We start from the raw sequence: 24,482 nt of genomic DNA on the forward strand, positions 1-24,482 counted from the left end.
CGTTCAAGCCGGTCATATCGGGTAAGCATGTGCGCGGAAGAGGGGAAGGTGCATGAGCCTGCACGTCGCGGTCGACTTCGGCACGTCGAGCACCTGCGTCGCGATCTCCGCGCACGGGCGGGAGCCGCAGGTCGTCGTGTTCGACGGCCAGCCGCTCGTGCCCTCCGCGGTGTTCGCCGCTGCCGACGGCACGTTGTTCGTCGGCCAGGAGGCCGAACGCCAGGCCGCCGTCGACCCCGCCCGCTACGAGCCGCACCCCAAGCGCCGCGTCGACGAGGGGGAGTTGCTGCTCGGTAGCACCGTGCTGCCCGTTGTGGACGTTGTGCGCGCGGTGCTGGCACGAGCGGTGGGGGAGGCACGGCGCGTGGGAGGTGGCGCGCCTGTCGACCTCCTCGTCCTCACCCACCCCGCGGACTGGGGCACGGTCCGCACCCGCGTCCTGCTCCAGGCGGCACGGGGGCTCGGCCGTGAGGTCGTGCTGGTGCCCGAGCCCGTCGCCGCCGCCGTCTTCCACTCCGCGAGCCACTCCATCCCGGACGGTGCCGCGCTCGCCGTGCTCGACCTCGGTGGCGGCACGGTCGACGCCAGCGTGGTGGCGCGGGCGGGCAAGAGCTTCCGCGTGCTGTCCGCGAAGGGCGACCCGAGCTTCGGCGGCGCCGACGTCGACCAGGCGTTGCTGGAGCACGTCGGCGGGCTGGTCGCGGCCAAGGACCCCGAGGCGTGGCGGCAGCTCGTCGAGGGCCGCGAGATGGCCGACCGGCGCAAGCGGCGGGTGCTGCGGCAGGACGTGCGGGGCGCCAAGGAGACGTTGTCCCGGCACGCCTACACCGACGTGCCGATGCCGCCGCCGTTCCCCGACGCGCACGTGACGCGGTCGGACCTCGAACAGCTGATCTCCGCACCGCTGAGCCGGGCGGCGGGACTGGCCGCGGCCGCCGTCCGCGACGCCGGTCTCGCGCCCCAGCAGCTCGCCGGGGTGTTCCTGGTCGGCGGGTCGAGCCGGATCCCGCTCGTCGCGCGCATGGTGCACGAGCAGATCCGGGTCGTGCCGACGAGCATCGACCAGCCGGAGACGGTGGTGGCCCGCGGCGCGCTGCGGGCGGTCAGCCTCGACCCGGAACGGACCGGCGGTGTCGACCGGCAGTCCCCAAAGCTCTCGGGTGAGGTGACTCACAACATCCGGGTCGGCGAGGAGACCACTCGCAAGATCACCCGCCGGATCACGCCTCCGCCGCCGGGGCAGTTCCCCGTCCCGTTCCCGGCGGCCTCGTCGCCACCACCACCGCGCAGGAAGAGCAGGGCGCCGCTGTTCATCGCCATCGGTGTCGTGGTCGTGCTCGCTGCGGCCGGCGTCGGCGCCTACTACTGGTTCAAGCCGAAGGGCACGCAGGAGCAGCAGCCCCCGGCGGGCGCCCAGATCGCCGTCTACGACTACAGCTTCACCCGCCCGGACGGGTGGGAGCAGACGGGCGGAGCCGCCGCCAACCGGCAGGTGCTCCTGCAACCGACCGAGCGCAAGAATTCCGATAGCAAATCGCCGGAAGCGCGAATTGCTGTGCAGGAGCAAACTCTCGAGTACAACAGCGATCAGGACCGCACTCGCGCGTTGAACGAGTTGAAGAACACGTATGAGCAACGCGAGAAGAAAGGCGATGAGGTCGCCGACTTCGCCGAAGACGCCACATTTGCGGGCAAGTCCGTTGTTCACTATCGCGAAGTGGTCGAGTCGACCGCGGTCGAGTGGTACATCCAGTTCGCCGGCGACGTCCAGGTGAGCGTGGGCTGCCAGGCGACCGAGGCCGCGAAGTCGCAGGTCCGCGCCGCCTGCGAGCAGATCGTCCGCTCGCTCGTCATCAAGCCCTAACCGCACCGCCAGGGAGTCGCCGATGTCCACCGCCGAGGTCCTCGCCCGGTTCCGCGCCGAGGTCGGAGCAGCGGTCACCCGCGCCCGCCGCGCGTCGGGTGAGATCGGTGAACGCAACGCCAAGCTGCGGGAACGCACGCGTGACCTCGCGGTGCGGGCGCGTGAGCGCGGGGCCGAGCCCGGCGCCAGGGCCACCCCCTCCGGCGTCCGGGAGGCGGCCAGGGGGTTCCGCGGCGACCGCGGTCTGGCCGTCGAACAGGTCCCGGAGGCCGTCGACGTCACCGCGCCCGTCCCAGTTGAGACGGCACCGGCCACTCTCGGTTCTTCCGCGGTCGCCGGTCCGAGTGGTCAGCTTCCCCGTGTGAGTGACGATGACGAGGACTTTTCGCAGTCGCGAATCCTGTACTGAGTTCGCGGTTTCACCCGGTGCCGTTTACTAGCGCAACTACTTCGAAAGAAGTCGCGACAGGACGGAACCGGCGTGGCAGGGTCATGCGTCGTAGAAGGCGTACGAACCAAGAAGTACGACCTTGAAGTTCTCTGAAGGGGGCATCTCCCAATGGCATTGACCGTTACCGCTGCCGAGCTCGACGCGCTGGCCAGGCGCATCACCGACGTCGACGCCGAGACGCAGGGCACGCTCCGCAACGTGCAGAACGCCGTCGACCAGGTGTCCTCCTCCTGGAAGGGCGACGCGCAGCAGGCCTTCTCGAACCTGATGGGCCGCTTCCACGACGACGCCCGCAAGCTGCAGGAGGCGCTGCGCAGCATCGCCGAGCAGATCGCGTCGTCCGCCGACGTCTACGCCCGCCAGGAAGAGGACAACAAGTCCTCCATCGGTGGTCTCGCCGGTCGCCTGCAGGGCTGATTCGCCGAGTTCAGCTCCACCAGCAGTGCCACCAGACTTTCTGAATCGCTAGAACTCCAGGGGAGATGAAATGCTGCAGGTCACGTTCGCCGAGATCCAGGTTGCGTCCAGCACGATCAACAGCTCGGCCACGCAGATCGAGAGCCAGCTGTCCGACCTCAAGTCCGAGGTGACGAAGACCCTCGCCGGCTACGAGGGTGACGCCCGCGAGCGCTACGAAGAGGCGCAGCGCAAGTGGGACCAGGCCGCCGCCGACCTCCAGGCCGTGCTCGCCGCCATCGGTACCGCCGTCGGCCAGGCCGGCCAGGCGTACGAGGCCGCTGAGAAGCAGAACGCCAACCGCTGGTAGGTCTGCTCGGCTTCCGCAAGACCCTCGCGAGCCCCGGAACCACGTGGTCCGGGGCTCGCGTACGTCCAGGGGAAGGCGCTTCGGAGGACCCGTTTTGGTCCCCGCGCCACCCATCCGGTATCTTCTGACGTTGTTGTGCGGTAGCTGGCGCCCATGTGTGCCGCGCCTGTTCCGGAACCACCGCTTGGTTCGTCCAAGATCGGTCTGGGGCAACCGCCGCAGTGACCCCAGACGCAAGTGACGACGAGGTAGATCCGTGCGCACGTACAGCCCGAAGCCCGGTGAGGTGACCCGCACCTGGCACGTTATCGACGCCCAGGACGTGGTGCTCGGCCGGCTCGCCACCCAGGCCGCGACGCTGCTGCGCGGCAAGCACAAGCCGACGTATGCGCCTCACGTTGACACTGGTGACTTCGTTGTCATCATCAACGCTGACAAGGTCGCTCTGACCGGTGCCAAGCGCGACCAGGCGTTCCAGTACCGCCACTCCGGCTTCCCCGGTGGTCTGCGCAAGCAGTCCTTCGGCGAGGTCCTGGACACCCGTCCGGACCGCCTGGTGGAGAAGGCGATCAAGGGCATGCTGCCCAAGAACCGCCTTGGCCGTCAGATCGCGAACAAGCTCAAGGTCTACGCAGGCCCGAGCCACCCGCACGAGGCGCAGCAGCCGCAGGCCTTCGAGATCAAGAAGATCGCCCAGTGAGCGACGAGAACACCGAGGAAGTTCCTGTGACCACCCCTGAGAACGAGACCCCTGAGGTCGAGACCCCCGAGGTCGAGGCCGAGGTTGTCGAGGCCGAGGTCGTCGACGCTCCTGAGGCCGAAGCCGCCGAGGCTTCCGACGAGGTCGAGGCCGTCGAGGCTTCCGCCGACGACGAGTCCGAGGCTGACGCCGAGGTCGAGGAGACGTCCGCTCCGGTGGTCGCGCCCTCGCTGAACGGCGCCGCGCACCTCGCGCAGACCGTCGGCCGCCGCAAGGAGGCCGTCGTCCGCGTCCGCCTCGTGCCCGGCACCGGCAAGTTCACGCTGAACGGCAAGACCCTCGAGACCTACTTCCCGAACAAGGTGCACCAGCAGCTCATCAAGGAGCCGCTCGTCACCACGGAGAAGCCCGAGACGTTCGACGTGATCGCCAACCTGCACGGTGGCGGCATCACCGGCCAGGCCGGTGCGCTGCGTCTCGCCATCGCGCGTGCGCTGATCGCCGTCGACTCCGAGGACCGCCCGGCCCTGAAGAAGGCCGGCTTCCTCACCCGTGACCCGAGGGTCAAGGAGCGCAAGAAGTACGGTCTGAAGAAGGCCCGCAAGGCGCCTCAGTACTCCAAGCGCTGATGCTCCACCGCGGTGCGGGCGGTGTCTGCGTTCGTCAGACCACTGCTCCTCCGCGGTGACTTCGGGGACTCCCCGCGGTCAGAGCGTCGCCAAGCTGTACCTGCGGGAGCAGCAGTTCATTGCGAACTGCTGCTCCCGCAGTGTTTTCCGGGTCTTTCCCGCCGCCTCGCTGTGTCCAATTCGGAGGATTCATGGCCCGCCTGTTCGGCACCGACGGTGTGCGCGGTCTCGCGAACGCCGATCTCACCCCTGAGCTCGCGATGTCCGTCGCCGCAGCGGCGGCGCGGGTGCTCGCCGAGCACGACCGCTCCCACCGCCCCGTCGCCGTCGTCGGCCGCGACCCCAGGGCGAGCAGCGAGATGCTCGACGCCGCGGTCACCGCGGGCCTCACGTCGGCCGGTGCGGACGTCCTGCGCGTCGGCGCCCTGCCCACGCCCGCCGTCGCGCACCTGGTCGCCGCGCTCGGCGCCGACATCGGCGTGATGATCTCCGCGTCGCACAACGCGATGCCGGACAACGGGATCAAGCTCTTCGCCGCCGGCGGCCACAAGCTGCCCGACTCGGTCGAGGACGAGATCGAGCAGCACATGGGCGCCGGTTTCCAGCGCCCCACGGGTGCCGCGATCGGCCGGGTGCGCGACGTTCCCGACGCCGAGACCCAGTACGTCGAGCACCTGCTCAAGGTCACACCGCACCGCCTCGACGGCCTCAAGGTCGTGGTGGACTGCGCGAACGGTGCCGCGTCGGTGGCCGCACCGGACGCGTACCGCCGCGCCGGGGCCGAGGTGATCGCGATCAACGCGAACCCGGACGGCCTCAACATCAACGACGGCTGTGGCTCCACCCACATCGAGGTCGTGGCCGCCGCCGTCCGCGAGCACGGCGCCGACCTCGGCATCGCGCACGACGGCGACGCCGACCGCTGCCTCGCGGTGGACGCCAACGGCGACCTGGTGGACGGCGACCAGATCCTCGCGGTCCTCGCGATCGCGATGCGCGACGCGGGCGAGCTGGTCGAGGACACGCTCGTCGCCACGGTGATGAGCAACCTGGGCCTGCACATCGCCATGCGGGAGTCCAAGATCGCGCTGCGCACCACCGCGGTCGGCGACCGCTACGTGCTGCAGGAGCTCAAGGCCCGCGGCTACTCGCTCGGGGGCGAGCAGTCGGGCCACGTCGTGCTGCCCGCGCACGCCACCACCGGCGACGGCCTGCTCACCGCGCTGCGCCTGATGGCCCGCATGGCCGAGAGCGGCAAGTCGCTCGCCGACCTCGCCTCGGTGATGCGCCGCCTGCCGCAGGTCCTGATCAACGTGAAGGTCGGCGACAAGGCGGCCGTCGCCAAGGCTTCTTCGGTCAGCGAGGCCGTCAGCGCCGTCGAGGCCGAGCTCGGCGACACCGGCCGCGTGCTGCTGCGCCCGTCCGGCACCGAGCAGCTCGTGCGGGTGATGGTCGAGGCCACGAGCCACGAGCAGGCCGAGTCGGCCGCGCAACGACTGGCCGGTGTGGTTTCCTCGGTGCGCTGAGGACAGATGGGGGCTGGGGAATGACCGTGCTGATGCTGCTCGTGCTCCTGGTGTTGCTGGGAGGTGGGACAGCGGTCGTCATCGCCGTTGTCGTGACGTCGAAGCGCAAGTCCGTCGCCCAGCCCCCGTTCCCGCCTCCCGGCTACGGCCCTCCGCAGCAGCCGTACGGGCAGCAGCAGTACTCGCAGGGCTTCCCCCAGCAGCAGTACCCGCCCCAGCAGCAGCCGCACCCGTCGCAGGGGTACCCGCAGCAGCCTCCACCCGGCTCCCCGCCGCCCGCGCCCGGCGGCTGGTGACCCGCGGCCACCCGATCAGTGGTGATCATCGGCATCTTGCGCCGAATGGCTGTTTACTAAGGCAACCGACATCGTCGAGCGCCGGTCACCGCGTGACCCGAGCTGGCACTGTAAGGCGGAACCCGACGAGACCGAATTGCGTCAGATCGGGGACAAGGGGAGGTGGGCGATGTCTGGATTCGGCGTGCAGTCCGGCGACTTGACCAAGGCCGCGGGGACGTACGAGGCAGAGGGATCAGCTCTGATCCAGATGAAGGCCGCGGCCGTGCCGGGTGTGGGAGCCGGGCAGGTCGGCCGCAAGTTCCAGGGCGTCGCCGCCGAGTACAAGGCCTGCTTCGACCTCTTCGGCCAGGACCTGGAGAAGTTCGGCAAAGAGGCGTCGGGCATCGCCACCCGTCTGAAGGACGTCGCCAAGACGTACGAGTCGAACGAGGCGCAGACCTCGAGCCAGTTCAAGGGGTAACGAGTCGTGGCGGATCAGAACGAGATCAAGAAGCTCCTCGACGACCCGAACGTCACTCCGGAGACCAAGAAGCAGCTCGTCCCCGCGCTCGCCGGTGCCGGCGCCTCCGAGGAGGACGTCGAGCGGTACGCGAAGGCCAACGGGGTCGACGTCCCGAGCGATCCGGGGCTGGGCAGCTACCTGCTCGGCGCGGCGCTGGCCGCTCCCACGGCCGGTCTGAGCATGGGGGTGGTCGCCGGCAAGGAGATCGGCCGCTCTCAGTGGGAGAAGAAGGGCGAGGACGCCGACAAGCTCGTCAAGAAGGCCGGCGAGGAGCGCGAGCTCGGTGCCACGCAGAAGGTGCTGAACGAGCAGGGCGACGTGCCGAACAGCAACACGCTGCTCGACGCCGGCGCCCCCGGTCTGCGGTTCTTCGAGAAGTTCGTCCCGATCTACCCCAAGGCCGCGCAGGCGTGCGGTCACGGTGGTGCCGCGCCGAACCTCGACGGTGACATCTACCGCAAGTACGACGAGGTCCGCGACATCGACTTCGCGAAGTTCCGCGAGGACGCCCACAAGCTCACCGAGAACGTCAAGAAGGCGGACGCGCACGACAACGCGCTGGGCGCCGCCTGGAACGGGCTCGGTTCCTGGGAAGGCCCCGCCGCGAAGGCCGCGGGCGAGTACCAGAAGAAGTTCGCCAGTGCGTCGAAGACCTTCGTGCAGCAGGCCGGCACGGCTCCCGGTGCGGTCACGGCCGGCGTGGCGAACATCCAGAAGCACGTCAAGGAGTTCGCGCAGCAGATCCACGACCAGTACTCGGAGAAGTGCGGCGGTCTGACGGTCGAGGAGGCCGAGACCGCGATCCGCCAGGCCAACGGCGACATCTTCGAGAACGACGCGGGCATCCTCGACGGGCTCTCCGGCCTGCCCGGCTGGGTCGTCGGCGGAGTCGTGGGCGCTCTCACCGGCGGCATCCTGTCGGGTGTTCTCGCGGGCCTCGGCTGGGACTCCTGGGTGAGCGGCCGCCGGGAGAACATCATCAACGAGGCCAAGCAGAAGCTGAAGGCCCTCTGCGAGGAGTTCGACGGCAAGAAGAAGGCGTTCGACGGTTACTGCCAGGCCGTGCAGGCCGGTGTCGACGCCGACTACAAGACCATGTTCACGGGCATGAAGACCGCGTTCCAGGACACGTTCGGCCCGATCGGCGACCCCCCGTCGTTCTCCGACCAGGGCGGCGGCCGCCAGAACGTCGACAACGGCGGCGGTGGCGGCGGCAACAACGGTGGCGGCGGTGGCGGCAGCCCGAGTGGCGGTGGCGGCCCGAGCGGTGGCGGCGGTGGCGCGCCGGAGATGCCGAAGCCGCAGGACCCGCTCGACAAGGACGGCGACGGCAAGCCCGACGTCCCCGGTGACACCGACGGCGACGGCAAGCCCGACGACCTCGACGGTGACGGCAAGCCCGACCAGCCCAAGCCCGAGGAGGAGCTCGAGACCGTCACGGTCACGGCGGGCGACAACACGATCAAGGTCACGGAGCCCGACTCGAACGGGCACGTGAAGATGACGATCGACACGCCCAAGGGCGAGCCGAAGACCTACGACCTGGACTTCAGCAAGAACCCCGAGGCCGCGAAGGCCCTGATGGGGCAGAACGGCACGCAGGCCATCACGAACATGGCCAACCAGCTCACCGCCTCGAACCCGACAGCGTCCGGGCAGCCGGCGGCGGGGCAGACGCCGGCCGCGGGGGGCGCGCCCGCACCCGGTGGCGGCGCGGCGCCGAACGCGGGCCCGCTCGGGTCGGAGTCGAACCCGATCCCCGTCGAGGTCGGCGAGGACGGCAAGATCCACATCGAGCAGGACGGCGTGAACTTCACCGCCGAGGTCAACGCCGACACCGGCGAGATCAACCTGACCGCGGACGACGGCGACGGCACCCCGGACAAGATCGGCGTCAGTTTCGGCGAGGACGAGAACCCCGCCGCGCAGACGCCGGGCTCCGAGTCGGGTGGCGGTGGCGGTGGCGGCTCGGACGGTGCCCGGCTCGAGGACGGCCTGCGCACGCCGGAGGCGGACTTCCCGCAGGCGGTCGAGGACGGTGTCACCACGCTGCCCGCCGAGGCCGACGTCCGGCCGATGCCCGCCCCCGCCGAGTTCCAGACGATGCCCGCCGCGGGCGACCAGGTCTGGAGCCCGCCGGGTGAGGCCGCGCCGAACGTGGCCGAGCGGTTCCAGGACTCGACGGCCCGCAGCTACATCGAGGACAACGGCATCATGCCGAGCCTCGGCGAGCCCCGCGTCTCCGCGGACGGCCCGCAGTTCGCGCAGGCCTCGGACAGCACGACGACGTCCGGTGTCTCGTTCACCGGTGGTGCGGGCGGCGGCAGCGAGTCCGTGCTCGGGTCGAACCCCGACAGCGCGTGGACCAGCCCGAACTCCGGTGACAGCAACGGCGGCTCGTTCAACACGAACGCGTCCGAGGCGGGGCAGCCGGGCTCGGCCAACCTGCCGACCATGCAGGACGCGGGCGGCCAGGCGCCGAGCGGTGCGGCCTCCGGCGGCATGATGGGCGGCGGCGGCATGATGGGTGGTGGTGCGGGAGCCGGCGGCCAGCAGGGCGGCGACTCCGAGCGCGGTGCCAGCCAGTGGCGCACCACGGGCACGTTGTTCGACGACGACAACAACAACCCGTTGAGCGCCATGCAGACCACGCTGGGTGAGGACCGAGGAGAGGCCGCCAACCCATGGCGATGATCGGGGAAGTGGACCCGCGCGTGCAGGCGTTGTTCGACGAGAACCTCGCCAGGACACGCCGTGCCACCGCCGAGGTCTCGGCGGAGCTCAAGGCGAGCCAGGACAAGGTGGCCGCCGACATCGCGGCGCGCGAGGAGAAGCACAAGCAGGACGTCGCGGCCGCCCAGCAGAGCGCGGAGAACCTCGTCAAGCAGGGCGAGAAGGCGCAGCAGCAACGCAAGCCGCAGTGGGACCGCCCGGAGCGCGGTGCGGGCGAGCTGGCGTTCGGCCCGGAGGACGACGACGGCGGCTACCAACCGCAGCACCAGGCGCCGGCACCCGCTCCGGTGCCCCCGCCCCCGCCTCCGCCACCGGTCGCGCCGCCCCCGCCGGTCCACCGGCGCCGTCCGGCACCCGTGGACGACGATGACGACCTGAGCGGCCAGACCTGGCTGTCCTGAAGCAGAACACGAGGCCCGCGTCCGATGTGGACGCGGGCCTCGTGTCTTGCCGGTCTCAGCGCTTCAGCAGGGCTTCCCGCTGGAACACCAGGTTCGCGTTCTTGAGGTCGCTGTCGAGCAACTCGTCGTAGGCCCGCTCACCGGTCAGCACCCGGAGCAGGAACGCCGCCACGAACGCACGACCGAGCTTCTGCGACGCCCGCTCACCGCTGCCGTCCAGCATGAGCTCGCTCCAGTGCCTGCCCTCGGTGAACCCGAGGTGCGAGGCCTTGGGCAGCAACCGCAGCTGCACCGGACCACCCCAGGCCTGGGCGATCGCCTCGGAGTGCCCGACGGGCGGTGCGATGCGGTCCTCGCCCGCCGCGAGGTGCAGTCCGGGCGCGCTGACCTCCCGCGCCGCGTCCAGGGCGGAGGGCCGCGTCTCCGTTGCGGCCAAAGTCACAACGGCCCGGACGCGGTCCGCGCCCGAGGCCGCCAGCACCGCCGCGCCGCCGCCCATCGAGTGGCCGGCCAGTGCGAGCTTGGCGGGGTCGACGCTGATTTCCCCGGTGCCGAGGCGCACGCCGGTGCAGATGTCCAAAGTGGTCAGCAGGTTCGCCGCCAGCACCCGCGACGACAGCAGCGGTCCGCGCTCCACGGCCGGTGCCGCGGCGACCACTCCCCACGACGCCAGGTGGCGCAAAAGGCCGTGGTAGCGGCGCACGGGCTGCATCCAGCCGTGTCCGAGGGCGACAGCGGGCAGGCCCAGGCCGGACTGGGGCGTGAAGATCACGCCCGGCAGGCCGACGAGCGCGAGGTCCCCGCGCAGCACCGGGTGCGGGCCGGGCCTGCTGAGCTGCTCGAGGGCCTGTTTCGCGGTCAGCGTGATCACGCGGCGAGCCATGGGGTGAACCGTAGTCGATCCTGTCGCGCGCACCACACTGGAGATTGGTCTACACCACCTGTGTCCTTGACCTGCGGTGACGTAGCTCGCTCACTCATTAGGGTTAGTGGCGTGGTCTAGCTAGTCTGTTTCCCGTGTGCGGAATCGTGGGATACGTGGGTCACCAGTCGGCGCTCGACGTCGTGCTGGACGGGCTGAGGCGCCTCGAATACCGGGGCTACGACTCGGCGGGCGTCGCGGTCGTGACAGGCGACGACCTCGCCGTCGAACGCAAGGCCGGACGGCTGCAGAACCTGGAGACGCTGCTCGACGAGGTGGGCCGCGAGAACTTCGCGGGCACCGTCGGCATGGGTCACACCCGGTGGGCCACCCACGGTGCGCCGATCGACAAGAACTCGCACCCGCACCGCGACGCGACGAGCCGCGTCGCCGTGGTGCACAACGGCATCATCGAGAACTTCCTCGCGCTGCGCGCCGAGCTCGAAGGCCTCGGCGTCGAGATGACGTCCGACACCGACACTGAGACGGTCGCGCACCTCGTGTCCTTCGCCTACGCGGACGGCGACACGAAGGGCGACCTGGTCGCCAGCGTGCGCAAGGTCGTGAACCGCCTGGAGGGCGCGTTCACCCTCGTCTTCACGCACGCCGACGAGCCTGACACGGTGGTCGCCGCGCGCCGCAACTCCCCGCTGGTCGTGGGTGTCGGCGACAACGAGTACTTCGTCGCGAGCGACGTGGCCGCGTTCATCGCGCACACCAAGCAGGCCGTCGAGCTGGGCCAGGACCAGATGGTCGTGCTGAGCCGCTCCGGCTACGAGGTCACCGACTTCGACGGCGAGCCGGCCGAGGCCAAGCCGTTCACGGTCAACTGGGACCTCAGCGCCGCCGAGAAGGGCGGCCACGAGTACTTCATGCTCAAGGAGATCGAGGAGCAGCCGGAGGCGCTGGCGAACACGCTGCGCGGCCACTTCGCGAACGGCCGGATCGTCCTCGACGAGCAGCGTCTGTCCGACCAGGACCTGCGCGACGTCGACAAGGTCTTCGTCATCGCCTGCGGCTCGGCCTACCACTCCGGTCTCGTCGCGAAGTACGCGATCGAGCACTGGACCCGCCTGCCCGTCGAGGTCGAGCTCGCCTCCGAGTTCCGCTACCGCGACCCGGTCCTCGACCGCGACACGCTCGTCGTCGCCGTGTCGCAGTCCGGTGAGACCGCGGACACGCTGGAGGCCGTGCGCCACGCGCGTGCGCAGAAGGCCCGCGTCCTGGCCGTGTGCAACACCAACGGCGCGCAGATCCCGCGCGAGTCCGACGCCGTGCTGTACACGCACGCCGGTCCGGAGATCGGTGTCGCGTCGACGAAGGCGTTCCTCGCCCAGATCGCCGCGAACTACCTCGTGGGCCTGGCCCTGGCGCAGGCCCGCGGCACCAAGTACCCGGACGAGGTCGCCCGCGAGTTCCACGAGCTCGAGGCCATGCCCGACGCCGTGCGTCGCGTGCTCGGCACCATCGACCAGGTCAAGGCCCTGGGCCGGGAGCTCGCCGACTCGAAGGCCGTGTTGTTCCTCGGCCGCCACGTCGGCTACCCGGTGGCCCTCGAAGGCGCTCTGAAGCTCAAGGAGCTCGCCTACATGCACGCCGAGGGCTTCGCGGCCGGCGAGCTCAAGCACGGCCCGATCGCGCTGATCGAGGAAGGCCTCCCGGTCGTCGTCGTCATGCCGTCGCCGAAGGGCCGCGCCACCCTGCACTCGAAGCTGGTGTCGAACATCAGCGAGATCCAGGCCCGTGGCGCCCGCACGATCGTGATCGCGGAGGAGGGCGACGAGACGGTCCGCCCGTTCGCCGACCACCTGATCGAGATCCCGGCCGTGCCGACGCTGCTGCAACCGCTCATCTCGACCATCCCGCTGCAGGTGCTCGCGGCCGAGATCGCGTCCGCCCGCGGCTACGACGTGGACAAGCCTCGCAACCTGGCGAAGTCCGTTACCGTCGAGTGAGTGAGAGGCGTCTGGCACACCGAACGCGTCAAGTCCGCTGAAGAGGAGCTCATGGCGGTAGTTCCGCCGGGCTCGCTGATGCGCAAGGCCGCGTTCGGTGTGGCCACCCACGCCCTCCGGCTTCTCGCAGGCCGTCGTCGCGTCACATTGCTCGTGGGCGCGGGCAACAACGGCGGCGACGCCCTGTGGGCCGGGTACTTCCTGCGCCGCCGCGGAGTCGCGGTCTCGGCGATCCTGCTCGACCCCGCCAAGGCGCACGCCGAGGGCCTTGCCGCTTTTCGGAAGGCGGGCGGCCGGATCACCGACGAGGTCGGCGAGCCGGACCTGGTGATCGACGGCATCGTCGGCCTCTCCGCACGCGGCCCGCTGCGGCCGGGCGCGGCTGCGCTGGTCGAGAGCGTCAAAGCCCCGATCCTGGCGGTGGACCTGCCGTCGGGCATCGACCCGGACACCGGCGAGATCTCCGGCGCGCACGTGCGCGCCCACACCACCGTCACGTTCGGCTGCCTCAAGCCGGTGCACGCGCTGGCCGACTGCGGCGACGTGCACCTGGTGGACATCGGCCTCCGACCGTCCGATCCGGACTTCGTGCTGCTCGACCGCTCTGACATCACGTGGCCGGTGCCGGGCCCGTCCGACGACAAGTACACCCAGGGCGTCACGGGCGTGGCGGCCGGCAGCGCTACTTATCCGGGCGCGGCGGTGCTGTCCACCGGCGCGGCCGTCCTGGCGACGTCCGGCATGGTCCGCTACGCCGGTCCGGCCGCCGACGCCATCCGCGCCCGCTGGCCCGAGACCATCTGCACCGGTTCGATCACCGACGCCGGCCGCGTCCAGGCCTGGGTCGTAGGCCCCGGCATGGGCACGGGCAGTTCGTCGGCCGAGGTCCTGAGGTTCGTGCTGGACGCGAACGTCCCGGCGGTCGCCGACGCGGACGCCATCACGCTGCTGGCGTCGAACCCGTCGCTGTGGGACGCCCGCGACCCCGACGCCGCCCTGGTGCTGACCCCGCACGACCGCGAGTTCGAACGGCTCGCGGGCCCGGTCGGCTCCGATCGCGTCGCGGCGGCCCGCAAGGCCGCCCAGCGGTTCAACGCCGTGGTGCTGCTGAAGGGCCACCGGACCGTGGTGGCCGCACCGGACGGACGGGCGCTGGTCAACTCGGCGACGTCGTCCTGGCCCGCGACGGCCGGATCGGGTGACGTGCTGTCCGGGATCATCGGCGCGCTGCTGGCCGGAGGCCTGGACCCGTTCTACGCCGCCGGGTACGCGGCCTACGCGCACGTGCTGGCGGCGGAACTCGGGGCGAATGGCGCGCCGCTGCCCGCGTCGGGGCTGATGGAGTCGATCCCGGAGGCCATCCGCGCCATCAGGGGCCGCTAGACCACGGAGAAGCCCGCGGCCAGGTCGCGCCTGCCGGTCAGCGCGAGCACGACGGCCCGGCCGTCGCCGGTGACCGCGGCCAGCCGTGCCGCGAGCGCGGCGGACTCGGCGAGCGCGTCGACGGGCGGCTCGAACGGCAGGTCCACCGCGGCCGCGAGGTCGAAACCGTGCACGACCAGCTCGAACGTTCTGGTGGGAAGCCACTGGGCGAGCCGCATGCCCCCGGCCGCGGTGGTGATCAGCGCGTCCGGGTCGGTGCCGGAGACGGCGGTGACCGCCTGCCCGGCCCACTGCCGGACCTGGGCGGCCGGCCGCTCGCCCAGACGTGCGGCCCACTCCTGCGCGTCCGCGGTGGAGAGCGCGACGACCTTCTCGACGACGGCGGGATCGACGGTCTTCGCCAAGGCGTAGTAGGCCTCCGGTGTGGCGATGTCCTCGGTGGTGGCCGGCCGGCCGAGCGCGGTGACGACACCCGCCAGCCCGGCGGAGACGGCGTGGCCGAGCAGGTCGCGCACCGCCCAGTCGCCGAGCCCGGCTCCGGCGAGGCCGGCGGCGGGCACGGCGTCCACCAGTTCGGTGAAGGCGTGCGCGGTGGCGATGAAGGTGTTCTGAGCGGCCATGTCCGCCACCCTGGCAGAGCGGGCGCGAGCCGAAGCCGCGTTCCACGCACGGCGAACGCGTGCGAGCTGCGCCATAGTCCCTGAGCTGCGTGCTCATGGCACGATGAACAGGTTATGGCCCGTTCAGAAGTTGTCGTCGACCTCGGCGCGCTGCGGCACAACGTCGCCCTGCTCGCCGGCCTCGCGCCGTCCTCCGAGACCATGGCCGTCGTCAAGGCGGACGGGTACGGGCACGGCGCCGTGGAGGTCGCCCGCGCCGCGCTCGAAGCGGGCGCCACCTGGCTCGGTTCGTGCTCGACGCAGGAGGCCCTCGCGTTGCGCTCGGCGGGCATCCAGGCCCCGATCCTCGCGTGGCTCGACGCCCCGGACGAGGACCTGGCCGCCGGTCTCGCCGCCGACGTCGACATGGCCGTGTCCTCGCTCTCCGACCTGCGCCGCGTCGAGCAGGCGGCCGAGGAGGCCGACGCCCGGCCGCGCCTGCACCTCAAGATCGACACCGGCCTGAGCCGCAACGGCTGCCAGCCGCACGACTGGCCCGCGCTCGTCGAGGCCGCGAAGAAGCACGAGGTCGTGGCGATCTGGTCGCACCTCGCGTCCGCCGACGAGATCGGCGACCCGTCGATCGACCTGCAGGCCAAGCGGTTCGACGACGCCTACGAGGTCGCGCGGGCCGCCGGCCTGGACCCGTTGCGGCACATCGCCAACTCCGCTGCCCTGCTGACCAGGCCCGACCTGCACTTCGACCTGGTCAGGCCCGGTATCGCGATCTACGGCCTGAACCCCGTGCCGACGGACCACGACCTGAGGCCGGTCATGAGCTACCGGTCGCACGTGGCGCTCACGAAACGTATCCCCGCAGGTGAGTCCGTCTCCTACGGGATGACATGGACCGCGCAGAAGGACACGACGCTGGCACTGGTGCCTGCCGGGTATGCGGACGGTGTCCCGAGGGCGCTCTCCGGCCGGATGGAGGTGCTCCTGCAGGGGAGGCGCCGCCCGGTGGCCGGCCGTGTCTGCATGGACCAGATCGTCGTGGACTGCGGGGACGACGAGATCGAGGAGGGTGCCGAGGTCGTCCTGTTCGGCGACGGGCGCCGGGGGGAGCCGACGGCGACGGAGTGGGCGGAGCTGACCGGGACGATCGACTACGAGATCGTCTGCGGGATGTACCGGCCGCGGGTGCGGAGGATCTACACGTGAAGCCGGTGTGGAAGGTCGTCGGGTGGGTCGGTGGCGCGGTCGGCGCCGTCGTCGCCGGTGCGGCCGTGGCGCAGACCGCGAAGGTCTCGCACGAGCGCAAGACCGCGTCGGACGGTCTCGCCGACGAACCGCTGGGCGCGCTGAGGCCCGACCGCGAGTCGACCGTGGCGGCGGAGGACGGCGTGCCGATCTCCGTCGAGGAGGTCGACCCCGCGGACGGCGGCGAACCGGACATCACCGTCGTGCTGGTGCACGGGTTCGCGCTGGACCGCCGCTGCTTCCACTTCCAGCGCCGCGACATCGCCGAGCTGATCGACCCGCGCGTCCACCAGGTGCTCTACGACCAGCGCAGCCACGGGCGCTCCGGGCGTTCGTCGGCCGAGCACAGCACCATCGACCAGCTCGCGCTCGACCTCGACTCGGTGATCCGCTCGGTCGTGCCGGAGGGCCCGCTCGTGCTCGTCGGCCACTCGATGGGCGGCATGACGATCATGGCGCTGGCCGAGAAGATGCCCGAGCTCTTCGAGGAACGGGTGCGCGGCGTCGCGTTGATCGGCACGGCCGCCGGTGCCGTGGGCGGCGCGGGGCTGCCGAAGTCCGTGCTGTCGCGCTACAACCCGGTGACGCTCGGCGTCGGCCGGCTCGCCGGTGTGCAGCCCGGTCTCGTCGAGTGGGTGCGCAAGAGCGCGAAGAGCCTCACGTGGAGCGGCATCCGCATGGGGGCGTTCGGCGACCGCAAGGTGGCGCCGTCCCTCGTGGACCTGATGGAGCAGATGATCAACGGGACGACGGTGAAGGTCCTCACCGAGTTCCTCGAGACCCTCGGCACGCACGACCGCTACAAGGCGCTCGCCGGTCTGCGGCACTGCGAGGTGCTGATCCTCAGCGGTGACGCGGACAAGCTCACGCCGTTCTCGCACGCCGAGCGGATGGCCGAGGAGATGCCGCACGCCACCCTCGTCCGGGCCCCCGGTGCCGGGCACATGGTGATGATGGAGCAGGCTGATCTCGTCAACGACCACCTGGTCGCGCTGATCGAACGGTGCGCGGCCGATCGCGGAGAGAGTCGGAAGAAGTGGTGGCGCCGAGCGTGAAGACCGTCGAACTGCCCCTGGTGGAGGACACCGAGGAGTTCGGCCGCAAGCTGGGTGAACTCGTGCGGGCGGGCGACCTGCTGCTGCTCGCCGGGCCGTTGGGGGCAGGCAAGACGGCGCTGGTGCGCGGGCTCGCGCGCGGCCTCGGCGTGCAGGGCCGGGTGTCCTCGCCGACGTTCGTCGTGGCCCGCGTCCACGAGCCCGCTCAGGACGGGCGGGGCGTGCGGCTGGTGCACGTCGACGCGTACCGGCTCGGGGGTCACCTGGACGAGCTGGACGACCTCGACCTGGACACCGACCTGGTCGACGCCGTCGTCGCCGTCGAGTGGGGCGAGGGTGTCGCGGAACGCCTGAACGAAGATCATCTCCTGATCCGCCTCGAGCGCGGAATCGACGACGTTCGCACAGCTCAGCTCGTTCCGCAGGGCGAATGGGCCACCCGTCCCCTTCCGGTGTGAGCTTGATCAGCGCATGGGGTGACGTCCTTTAAGGACAGATCGCGGCGGGCCGATGAGGTCCTCATGATCAAGAAGACGCTCTTCGTTACCGCGGTCATCGGTGGAGCGCTGCTCGCGGCCGCCGCCCCGGCGTCCGCCGGTGAGCACGACCGCGACGGTGGCATCAGCGTTGCCGACAACCTCTGCGCCGCGCCGTGGCAGTGGAACGGCCCGCTCTCGCTGCTGCACGAGGGTCACGCGCCCGGCTACGCCGCGTGCAACGACAACCACACCGGCCAGGGCCGCGACGACATCAGCGTGCTGAACAACGCGTGCGTCGCCCCGTGGCAGTGGAACGGCCCGCTGGAGATCTTCACGGTCGACCACTCGCCGTCGTACGTGGCCTGCAACGGCAACTCGGCAGGCTGATCGACGGACGCCGGCGGATGGCCGGACGAGCCCTCCGGCCATCCGCCGGCCGTCCTCCCGGGACGGTCGCGGCGTTCGAGGTGGTTCCGGCACTTCGCACGCCGGAACCACCCCGGCGCTGACCCTCGCGGTCACCCGGTCCAGCGAACCCTGGCGGCGCCCTCCCGAGGCCCCCGAGGACGCACGGCGGGGGCGAGTGCGACCACGTACTACCCTGGTCAACCGTGCTAGTGCTCGCCGTCGACACGGCCACCCCCGCAGTCACCGCCGGTGTGGTCGAACTCGTGCCCGACTCCCCGCCGCGCCTGCTCGCGAAGCGGGTGACGCTCAACGCCAAGGCGCACGGCGAGCTGCTCACCCCGCACATCGGCGACGCGCTCGCGGAAGCCGGCAAGGCCTTCTCCGACCTCGACGCGATCGTCGTCGGCGCCGGTCCCGGGCCGTTCACCGGCCTGCGGGTCGGCCTCGCCACCGCCGCCGCGCTCGGCCAGGCGCTCAACCGCCCGGTCTACCCGGTCGCCACCCCCGACGCCATCGCCAGGGACGCCGCCAGCGGCCACCCGCTGCTCGTCGCGACCGACGCGCGGCGCAAGGAGGTCTACTGGGCCGCCTACGACGCCGCCGGCCGCCGCACGGACGGCCCGCACGTCGAGCGCCCGCAGGACCTCGCCGGGAAGCTGCCCGCGCTGGGCGTGCACCAGGCGACCGGTGAGGGCGCCGAGATCTACGCGGACGTGCTGGGGCTCGAGCTCCTCGACGCCAGGCACCCGAGCCCGGAGGGCCTGGTCGCCGCCGTGGCCGCCGAGGTGCTGGCGAAGGCCCGTCCCGCCGCGCTCACCCCGCTCTACCTGCGCCGCCCCGACGCCGTCGAGCCCACCGGGCGCAAGCGGGTGACCAGGGCATGACCACCGGCACGGTCACGCTCGCGCCCCTGCGGCACGCCGACGTGCCCCGGTGCCACGAGATCGAGCTGGCGCTGTTCCCCGGTGACGACCCGTGGAGCGAGAACGCGTTCCACAGCGAGCTCGACAACGGCAACTACTACATCGGCGCGTACGACGGCGACGAGCTGATCGGGTACGCCGGACTGGCCGCGTCGCAGCACGAGGCCAGCGTCCACACGATCGCCGTCATCGGGCACTGGCAGGGCAGGGGCGTCGGCAAGATGCTGCTGCGCGACCTGCTGGCCCGCGTCGACGAGATCGGCGTGCCGGTCTACCTCGAGGTCCGCACGGACAACGAGCCCGCGATCGCCATGTACAAGGCGCACGGCTTCGAGCAACTCGGCCTGCGCCGCCGCTACTACCAGCCGTCGGGTGCCGACGCGTACACGATGGGAAGGCCTGCGCAAAGTGTCTGATCGCCTGATTCTCGGCATCGAGAGCTCGTGCGACGAGACGGGCTTCGGCATCGTCCGCCTCGGTCCGGACGGCTCGCTCGAACTGCTCGCCGACGAGGTCGCCTCCAGCGTCGAGGAGCACGCCCGCTTCGGCGGCGTCGTGCCGGAGGTCGCCTCGCGCGCCCACCTCGAAGCGCTGGTCCCGACGATGCGCCGCGCGCTCGACACCGCGAAGGTCGAGCTGTCGGAGATCCACTCCATCGCCGTCACCGCGGGCCCCGGTCTCGCCGGTGCGCTGCTGGTCGGCGTGTCCGCGGCCAAGGCGTACGCGGCCGCGCTCGGCAAGCCGCTCTACGGCGTGAACCACCTCGCGGGCCACGTCGCCGCGGACACGCTGCAGCACGGCCCGTTGCCCCAGCGCTGCCTCGCGCTGCTGGTCTCCGGCGGCCACTCGCAGCTGCTGCTGATCGAGGGCGGCCTGGCGAACTCGATCACCGAGATCGGGTCGACCGTGGACGACGCCGCGGGTGAGGCCTACGACAAGGTCGCGCGGCTGCTCGACCTGCCCTACCCCGGTGGCCCGCCCATCGACAAGCTCGCCAAGCAGGGCAACGGGTGCGCGATCGCGTTCCCGCGCGGCCTCACCGGCCCGCGCGACGCGAAGTACGACTTCTCGTTCTCCGGCCTGAAGACCTCGGTCGCCCGCTGGGTCGAACGCGCCGAGCGCGCCGGCGAGGAGATCCCGCTGGCCGACGTCGCCGCGTCGTTCCAGGAGGCCGTCGCCGACGTGCTGACCGCCAAGGCGATCCGCGCCGCGAAGGACCTGGACGTCGGCACGCTGGTGATCTCCGGCGGCGTCGCGGCGAACTCGCGCCTGAGCGGTCTCGCCGCCGAACGCTGTGCGGAAGCGGGCATCGAGCTGCGCGTGCCGCGGCCACGGCTGTGCACCGACAACGGCGCGATGATCGCGGCGCTCGGCGCCCACCTCGTCGCGGCGGGCGCCAAGCCGTCCCGGATGGACATCTCGACCACGCCGGGCCTCCCGGTCAGCACGGTCCAGATCCTCTGATCAGACGCGGTGGAGGCCCGGTACTCGGTCCTCCACCGCGTAAGTCGCCTTGGTGCGCACAGGCGACCCGGGCCGTGTCACGTAGTCCAGGCCGCGAAACTCCGTGCGCAGCTCATCGGGCGTGAACCTGCTGACTGTGTAACCGCGGCGGTTGTTGAAGTACTTCACGTGCGGGTTCTCACGGAGCCACAGCGGTGTCTCGGCGTACTCCTCCGAGCCGTCGCCTCCGGCCGTGATCGAGGTCGTCACCAGTTCGGTGGCCAGGGTCCTCGACGACGGGTCGTCCCACCGCTCCTTGACCTCCGCGCCCCACGCCGCGTGCACGTCCCCGGTCAGCACGATCGGGTTCCGCACGTCCGCGAGCCCCGCCACGACCCGGTCCCGGTCGGCGACGTAGCCGTCCCAGGCGTCCAGCAGGAACTTGTCGACCTCGCCGGGGATGTAGTCGTACTGCGAGAAGAACACCTGCTGCCCGAGCACGTCCCAGCGGGCCCGCGAGCCGCGGAAGCCGTCGAACAGCCACTCCTCCTGCGCGGCGCCGAGCATCGTGCGTTCGGGCTCCAGCCGTTCTGGACAGAGCTGCAGCCCGTCACCGCAGGCCTGGTCGGTCCGGTACTGGCGGGTGTCGAGCATGTGGAACGTGGCCAGCGCGCCCCACCCGATCCGCCGGTACAGCCTCGGTGACCTGCGCAGGGGCATGTTCTCGTAGTAGGCCTGGATGGCCGCGGCCCTGCGCGCGGGGAAGTCCGGCTGCGGCTTGTCCGGCAGCATCCCCGCCCAGTTGTTGTCGATCTCGTGGTCGTCCCAGATCACCGACCACGGCGCCACGGCGTGCGCGGCCTGCAGGTCGGGGTCGGTCTTGTACTGGGCCTGCCGCCGCCGGTAGCCCGCGAGCGTCGTGGTGGTCGGGCCCTCGACCTGGCGGACGTTGCCGCTCGGGGCGACGTGGATGCCGCTCTCGTACTCGTAGGTGTAGTCGCCCAGGTGCAGCACCAGGTCGGGCTCGTCCTCCGCGAGTCTTCGATAGGCCGTGAAGTAGCCGTGCTCGTACTGCGCGCACGACGCGAAAGCCATCGTCAGCGGTACCTGCAACGCGGTCGGAGAGGGCGTCGTGCGCGTACGGCCCGTCCGAGAGAGGTGGTTGAGGGCCTTGAAGCGGTAGAAGTACTCGCGGCCCGGTTCCAGTCCGACGAGTTCCACGTGGACGCTGTGGGCCTCCTCCGGTCGAGCCGTGGTGGAGCCGTGTTGCACGATTCGGGTGAATCGTTCGTCCTGCGCGACCTGCCAGAGCACCTCGACCGGCCGGGCCGGCATGCCTCCGAGACCGTCGTCGGCGAGCGGATCGACGGCCAGCCGCGTCCACAGGACCACCCCGTCGGGTGCCGGGTCGCCCGAGGCCACGCCGAGTGTGAAAGGGTCGCTCGGCCGGGCCGATCCGGCGGCTGAGAGAGCTGTGACTCCTGCCACGCCTGCGAGCAGCAGCGTTCGGCGCGTCAACGGGGACATGCCCTGAATACGGCTCCCGGATGGTGATCGGTTCGGGGGTCTCGTTGAAGCCTTGGCACTCTCATGGGTAGAGTGCCAATTGCACGGCACCAGCACCGCCCCGACCCCCGCGACGGCGGGGTGGCAGGAGCCGTTAATTCGAACCTGCCAACGACCCGTGGAGGTCATCCCGGTGAGCGTGAACATCAAGCCGCTTGAGGACAAGATCGTCGTTCAGGCCTCCGAGGCCGAGACGACGACCGCCTCCGGCCTCGTGATCCCGGACACCGCGAAGGAGAAGCCCCAGGAGGGCAAGGTCCTCGCGGTCGGCCCCGGCCGCATCGACGACAAGGGCAACCGCGTCCCGCTGGACGTGGCTGTCGGCGACGTCGTCATCTACTCGAAGTACGGCGGCACCGAGGTCAAGTACAACGGCGAGGAGTACTTGATCCTCTCCGCTCGCGACGTGCTGGCCGTCGTCAACTAAGACGCTCGGCTGTCATGACTGACGCCCCGGCGCCCCAACCGGGGTCGCCGGGGCGTTTCGCTACCCAGAGAGGCTTTGAGTTCAATGCCCAAGCAGATCAGCTTCGACGAGGACGCTCGTCGGGCCCTCGAGCGCGGCGTCAACAAGCTCGCCGACACGGTCAAGGTCACCCTTGGGCCGCGCGGGCGCCACGTCGTGCTCGACAAGAAGTTCGGTGGCCCGACGGTCACCAACGACGGCGTGACCATCGCCCGTGAGATCGAGCTGGACGACCCGTTCGAGAACCTCGGCGCGCAGCTCGCCAAGTCGGTCGCCACCAAGACCAACGACGTCGCGGGCGACGGCACCACCACCGCCACCGTGCTGGCGCAGGCGCTGGTCAAGGAAGGCCTGCGCAACATCGCCGCCGGTGCGAACCCGACCGCGCTCGGCCGGGGCATCCAGGCCGCCGCCGACGCCGTCGTGGACGAGCTCCGCGGCAAGGCCACCCCGGTCAAGGGCCGCGAGAACATCGCGCAGGTCGGCACGGTCTCGTCGCGCGACGAGTCCATCGGCTCCCTGCTCGGCGAGGCCATCGAGCGCGTGGGCGAGGACGGTGTCATCACCGTCGAGGAGTCGTCCACCCTCGCGACCGAGCTCGTGATCACCGAGGGCGTGCAGTTCGACAAGGGCTACGTGTCGACGCACTTCTCGACCGACCTCGAGGCGCAGGAGGCCGTCTACGAAGACGTCCGCATCCTGCTGCACCGCGAGAAGATCTCGGCGCTGGCCGACGTCCTCCCGATCCTCGAGAAGGTCGCGGAGTCCGGCAAGCCGCTGCTGATCATCGCCGAGGACGTCGAGGGCGAGGCCCTGTCCACCCTGGTGGTCAACGCCGTCCGCAAGACCCTGAAGGTCGTCGCCGTGAAGGCGCCGTTCTTCGGCGACCGCCGCAAGGCGTTCCTGGACGACCTCGCGGTCGTCACCGGCGGCGAGGTGATCTCCTCGGAGATCGGCCTGAAGCTGTCCGAGACCACGCTCGACCAGCTGGGCACCGCCCGCCGCGTCGTCGTGACCAAGGACGACACCACGATCGTCGACGGCGGCGGCACCAAGGCCGACATCGCCGGTCGCGCGGAGCAGCTGCGCCGCGAGATCGAGGCCACGGACTCCGACTGGGACCGCGAGAAGCTCCAGGAGCGCCTCGCGAAGCTCTCCGGCGGCATCGCCGTGATCAAGGTCGGCGCCGCCACCGAGACCGAGCTCAAGGAGCGCAAGCACCGCATCGAGGACGCGGTCGCCGCTACGAAGGCCGCGGTCGAGGAGGGCATCGTCCCCGGCGGTGGCTCCGCTCTCGTGCACGGCTCCAAGGTGCTCGACGGCGGCCTCGGCCTGTCCGGTGACGAGGCCACGGGTGTCGCGCTCGTCGCGAAGGCCCTGTCCGCGCCGCTGTTCTGGATCGCCGCGAACGCCGGCCTCGAAGGCGCCGTCGTGGTGAACAAGGTCCGCGAGGGCGAGTGGGGCTTCGGCATCAACGCGGCCTCGCTGGAGTTCGGCGACCTGCTCGAGCAGGGCATCATCGACCCGGTCAAGGTCACGCGTTCCGCCGTGGCGAACGCCGCCTCCATCGCGCGCATGGTGCTCACGACCGAGAGCGCCGTCGTCGAGAAGAAGGCGGAGGAGCTGGGCTCCGCCGCGGCCGGGCACGGCCACGGCCACGGGCACGGCCACTGATTTCGGTGGACTGAGTTCTTCGAGCTCGAACGAAACCGGCTCGGCACCATTTCGTTTGGTGCCGAGCCGGTTTTTCGTTCAGACTATTGCCAGTTGTCGTTTTCGGGCCTTGATGATGTGGTCGCGCTCCGATTCCGAGAGCCCGCCCCATATTCCGTAGGGTTCCTGCACCGCCAGCGCGTGCTGGCGGCACATCTCCAGCACCGGGCAGGCGAGGCAGACAGCCTTGGCGCGAGCTTCCCGGCGTGATCTCGCCGGCCCCCGTTCACCATCGGGGTGGAAGAAGAACGCGCTGTCCATGCCCCGGCACGAACCGCGCATCTGCCAGTCCCACAGATCAGCGTTGGGACCGGGGAGCCTTCGGGTGTCCGCCATCGAGACCGCCTCCGTGACGACTGCTCCATTCGGCTTAACGATGATCCACCGTAGAACCGCGTCAAAACTTGTTCAAGAGGCTGAAGACCCAAATCAACTGATG

The 24,482-nt window shown here is 70.7% G+C and carries 26 protein-coding genes; 22 read left to right on the top strand and 4 right to left on the bottom strand.

Annotated elements, in window-relative coordinates; all coding sequences use genetic code 11:
- Nucleotides 1-52 precede the first annotated feature (52 nt).
- From IE307_RS13470 to IE307_RS13520, 11 genes are all read left to right on the top strand, one after another.
- Nucleotides 53-1,864, top strand: a complete 1,812-nt coding sequence (locus IE307_RS13470) for a type VII secretion-associated protein (RefSeq protein WP_191298210.1) — start codon at nucleotides 53-55, stop codon at nucleotides 1,862-1,864.
- Nucleotides 1,865-1,886: 22 nt separating this feature from the next.
- Complete coding sequence (locus IE307_RS13475; RefSeq protein ID WP_191298211.1) at nucleotides 1,887-2,273, top strand: hypothetical protein; 387 nt, start codon at nucleotides 1,887-1,889, stop codon at nucleotides 2,271-2,273.
- Nucleotides 2,274-2,423: 150 nt separating this feature from the next.
- Nucleotides 2,424-2,732 (top strand): WXG100 family type VII secretion target, encoded by a 309-nt coding sequence (locus tag IE307_RS13480; RefSeq protein WP_191298212.1) that lies wholly within the window; start codon nucleotides 2,424-2,426, stop codon nucleotides 2,730-2,732.
- Between the two features lie 70 nt (nucleotides 2,733-2,802).
- Complete coding sequence (locus IE307_RS13485) at nucleotides 2,803-3,081, top strand: WXG100 family type VII secretion target (RefSeq protein WP_191298213.1); 279 nt, start codon at nucleotides 2,803-2,805, stop codon at nucleotides 3,079-3,081.
- Between the two features lie 256 nt (nucleotides 3,082-3,337).
- Nucleotides 3,338-3,781, top strand: a complete 444-nt coding sequence (gene rplM / locus IE307_RS13490; protein ID WP_189160352.1) for a 50S ribosomal protein L13 — start codon at nucleotides 3,338-3,340, stop codon at nucleotides 3,779-3,781.
- Nucleotides 3,782-3,807: 26 nt separating this feature from the next.
- The gene (gene rpsI, locus IE307_RS13495; RefSeq protein WP_229904657.1) at nucleotides 3,808-4,410 is read left to right on the top strand and encodes a 30S ribosomal protein S9; all 603 of its coding nucleotides are present in this window, start codon (nucleotides 3,808-3,810) and stop codon (nucleotides 4,408-4,410) included.
- A 191-nt stretch (nucleotides 4,411-4,601) separates the two neighbouring features.
- Nucleotides 4,602-5,936 carry a phosphoglucosamine mutase gene (gene glmM / locus IE307_RS13500; RefSeq protein WP_191298214.1) on the top strand — a complete coding sequence of 445 codons (1,335 nt, stop codon included), beginning with the start codon at nucleotides 4,602-4,604 and terminating at the stop codon, nucleotides 5,934-5,936.
- Between the two features lie 20 nt (nucleotides 5,937-5,956).
- On the top strand, nucleotides 5,957-6,232 hold the full coding sequence (locus IE307_RS13505; RefSeq protein ID WP_191298215.1) for a hypothetical protein: 276 nt from the start codon (nucleotides 5,957-5,959) through the stop codon (nucleotides 6,230-6,232).
- A gap of 169 nt (nucleotides 6,233-6,401) precedes the next feature.
- Nucleotides 6,402-6,695 carry a hypothetical protein gene (locus IE307_RS13510; RefSeq protein WP_191298216.1) on the top strand — a complete coding sequence of 98 codons (294 nt, stop codon included), beginning with the start codon at nucleotides 6,402-6,404 and terminating at the stop codon, nucleotides 6,693-6,695.
- Nucleotides 6,696-6,701: 6 nt separating this feature from the next.
- Nucleotides 6,702-9,431 (top strand): hypothetical protein, encoded by a 2,730-nt coding sequence (locus tag IE307_RS13515; RefSeq protein ID WP_191298217.1) that lies wholly within the window; start codon nucleotides 6,702-6,704, stop codon nucleotides 9,429-9,431.
- Nucleotides 9,422-9,871, top strand: a complete 450-nt coding sequence (locus tag IE307_RS13520) for a hypothetical protein (RefSeq protein ID WP_191298218.1) — start codon at nucleotides 9,422-9,424, stop codon at nucleotides 9,869-9,871. The genes IE307_RS13515 and IE307_RS13520 overlap by 10 nt, the downstream gene beginning before the upstream one ends.
- Before the next feature lie 55 nt (nucleotides 9,872-9,926).
- Here IE307_RS13520 and IE307_RS13525 read toward each other — a convergent pair whose 3' ends face one another.
- Nucleotides 9,927-10,754, bottom strand: coding sequence for a dienelactone hydrolase family protein (locus IE307_RS13525; protein WP_191298219.1), 828 nt, complete (start codon nucleotides 10,752-10,754; stop codon nucleotides 9,927-9,929).
- A gap of 134 nt (nucleotides 10,755-10,888) precedes the next feature.
- Here IE307_RS13525 and glmS point away from each other — a divergent pair, with 134 nt between their 5' ends.
- Together glmS and IE307_RS13535 are read left to right on the top strand one after the other, a co-directional pair.
- Nucleotides 10,889-12,748 carry a glutamine--fructose-6-phosphate transaminase (isomerizing) gene (gene glmS / locus IE307_RS13530; protein WP_191298220.1) on the top strand — a complete coding sequence of 620 codons (1,860 nt, stop codon included), beginning with the start codon at nucleotides 10,889-10,891 and terminating at the stop codon, nucleotides 12,746-12,748.
- Nucleotides 12,749-14,131, top strand: coding sequence for an NAD(P)H-hydrate dehydratase (locus tag IE307_RS13535; RefSeq protein ID WP_191298221.1), 1,383 nt, complete (start codon nucleotides 12,749-12,751; stop codon nucleotides 14,129-14,131).
- Here IE307_RS13535 and IE307_RS13540 read toward each other — a convergent pair.
- On the bottom strand, nucleotides 14,128-14,751 hold the full coding sequence (locus IE307_RS13540) for a maleylpyruvate isomerase N-terminal domain-containing protein (RefSeq protein WP_229904658.1): 624 nt from the start codon (nucleotides 14,749-14,751) through the stop codon (nucleotides 14,128-14,130). The genes IE307_RS13535 and IE307_RS13540 overlap by 4 nt on opposite strands.
- Nucleotides 14,752-14,865: 114 nt before the next feature.
- Between IE307_RS13540 and alr the strand changes: the two genes are divergently transcribed.
- The 7 genes from alr to tsaD all read left to right on the top strand — a co-directional run bounded on the left by alr (nucleotide 14,866) and on the right by tsaD (nucleotide 20,319).
- Nucleotides 14,866-15,951: an alanine racemase gene (alr, locus tag IE307_RS13545; RefSeq protein WP_191298222.1), complete on the top strand. Its 1,086-nt coding sequence runs from the start codon at nucleotides 14,866-14,868 to the stop codon at nucleotides 15,949-15,951.
- The gene (locus IE307_RS13550) at nucleotides 15,948-17,045 is read left to right on the top strand and encodes an alpha/beta fold hydrolase (RefSeq protein ID WP_191298223.1); all 1,098 of its coding nucleotides are present in this window, start codon (nucleotides 15,948-15,950) and stop codon (nucleotides 17,043-17,045) included. Before alr ends, IE307_RS13550 begins: the two co-directional genes overlap by 4 nt.
- Nucleotides 17,042-17,503, top strand: coding sequence for a tRNA (adenosine(37)-N6)-threonylcarbamoyltransferase complex ATPase subunit type 1 TsaE (gene tsaE / locus IE307_RS13555; protein WP_229904659.1), 462 nt, complete (start codon nucleotides 17,042-17,044; stop codon nucleotides 17,501-17,503). Before IE307_RS13550 ends, tsaE begins: the two co-directional genes overlap by 4 nt.
- Nucleotides 17,504-17,566: 63 nt before the next feature.
- Nucleotides 17,567-17,911: a hypothetical protein gene (locus IE307_RS13560; protein WP_191298225.1), complete on the top strand. Its 345-nt coding sequence runs from the start codon at nucleotides 17,567-17,569 to the stop codon at nucleotides 17,909-17,911.
- Nucleotides 17,912-18,135: 224 nt separating this feature from the next.
- On the top strand, nucleotides 18,136-18,816 hold the full coding sequence (tsaB, locus tag IE307_RS13565; RefSeq protein WP_191298226.1) for a tRNA (adenosine(37)-N6)-threonylcarbamoyltransferase complex dimerization subunit type 1 TsaB: 681 nt from the start codon (nucleotides 18,136-18,138) through the stop codon (nucleotides 18,814-18,816).
- The gene (gene rimI, locus IE307_RS13570) at nucleotides 18,813-19,271 is read left to right on the top strand and encodes a ribosomal protein S18-alanine N-acetyltransferase (RefSeq protein WP_191298227.1); all 459 of its coding nucleotides are present in this window, start codon (nucleotides 18,813-18,815) and stop codon (nucleotides 19,269-19,271) included. Before tsaB ends, rimI begins: the two co-directional genes overlap by 4 nt.
- Nucleotides 19,264-20,319, top strand: coding sequence for a tRNA (adenosine(37)-N6)-threonylcarbamoyltransferase complex transferase subunit TsaD (gene tsaD, locus IE307_RS13575; RefSeq protein WP_191298228.1), 1,056 nt, complete (start codon nucleotides 19,264-19,266; stop codon nucleotides 20,317-20,319). The genes rimI and tsaD overlap by 8 nt, the downstream gene beginning before the upstream one ends.
- Here tsaD and IE307_RS13580 read toward each other — a convergent pair whose 3' ends face one another.
- Nucleotides 20,320-21,825, bottom strand: coding sequence for an alkaline phosphatase D family protein (locus IE307_RS13580; protein WP_191298229.1), 1,506 nt, complete (start codon nucleotides 21,823-21,825; stop codon nucleotides 20,320-20,322). It lies immediately after the preceding gene.
- 172 nt (nucleotides 21,826-21,997) lie between these two features.
- On the opposite strand from IE307_RS13580, the gene groES reads away from it, so the two are divergent.
- On the top strand, nucleotides 21,998-22,291 hold the full coding sequence (gene groES, locus IE307_RS13585; RefSeq protein ID WP_030478362.1) for a co-chaperone GroES: 294 nt from the start codon (nucleotides 21,998-22,000) through the stop codon (nucleotides 22,289-22,291).
- 84 nt (nucleotides 22,292-22,375) lie between these two features.
- Nucleotides 22,376-24,004, top strand: a complete 1,629-nt coding sequence (groL, locus tag IE307_RS13590) for a chaperonin GroEL (RefSeq protein ID WP_191298230.1) — start codon at nucleotides 22,376-22,378, stop codon at nucleotides 24,002-24,004.
- Nucleotides 24,005-24,082: 78 nt separating this feature from the next.
- Here the strand turns inward: groL and IE307_RS13595 are convergent, their stop codons facing one another.
- Nucleotides 24,083-24,379: a WhiB family transcriptional regulator gene (locus IE307_RS13595; RefSeq protein ID WP_191298231.1), complete on the bottom strand. Its 297-nt coding sequence runs from the start codon at nucleotides 24,377-24,379 to the stop codon at nucleotides 24,083-24,085.
- Nucleotides 24,380-24,482: the final 103 nt, after the last annotated feature.

Source organism: Lentzea cavernae (assembly GCF_014653695.1).
GTDB lineage: Bacteria > Actinomycetota > Actinomycetes > Mycobacteriales > Pseudonocardiaceae > Lentzea > Lentzea cavernae.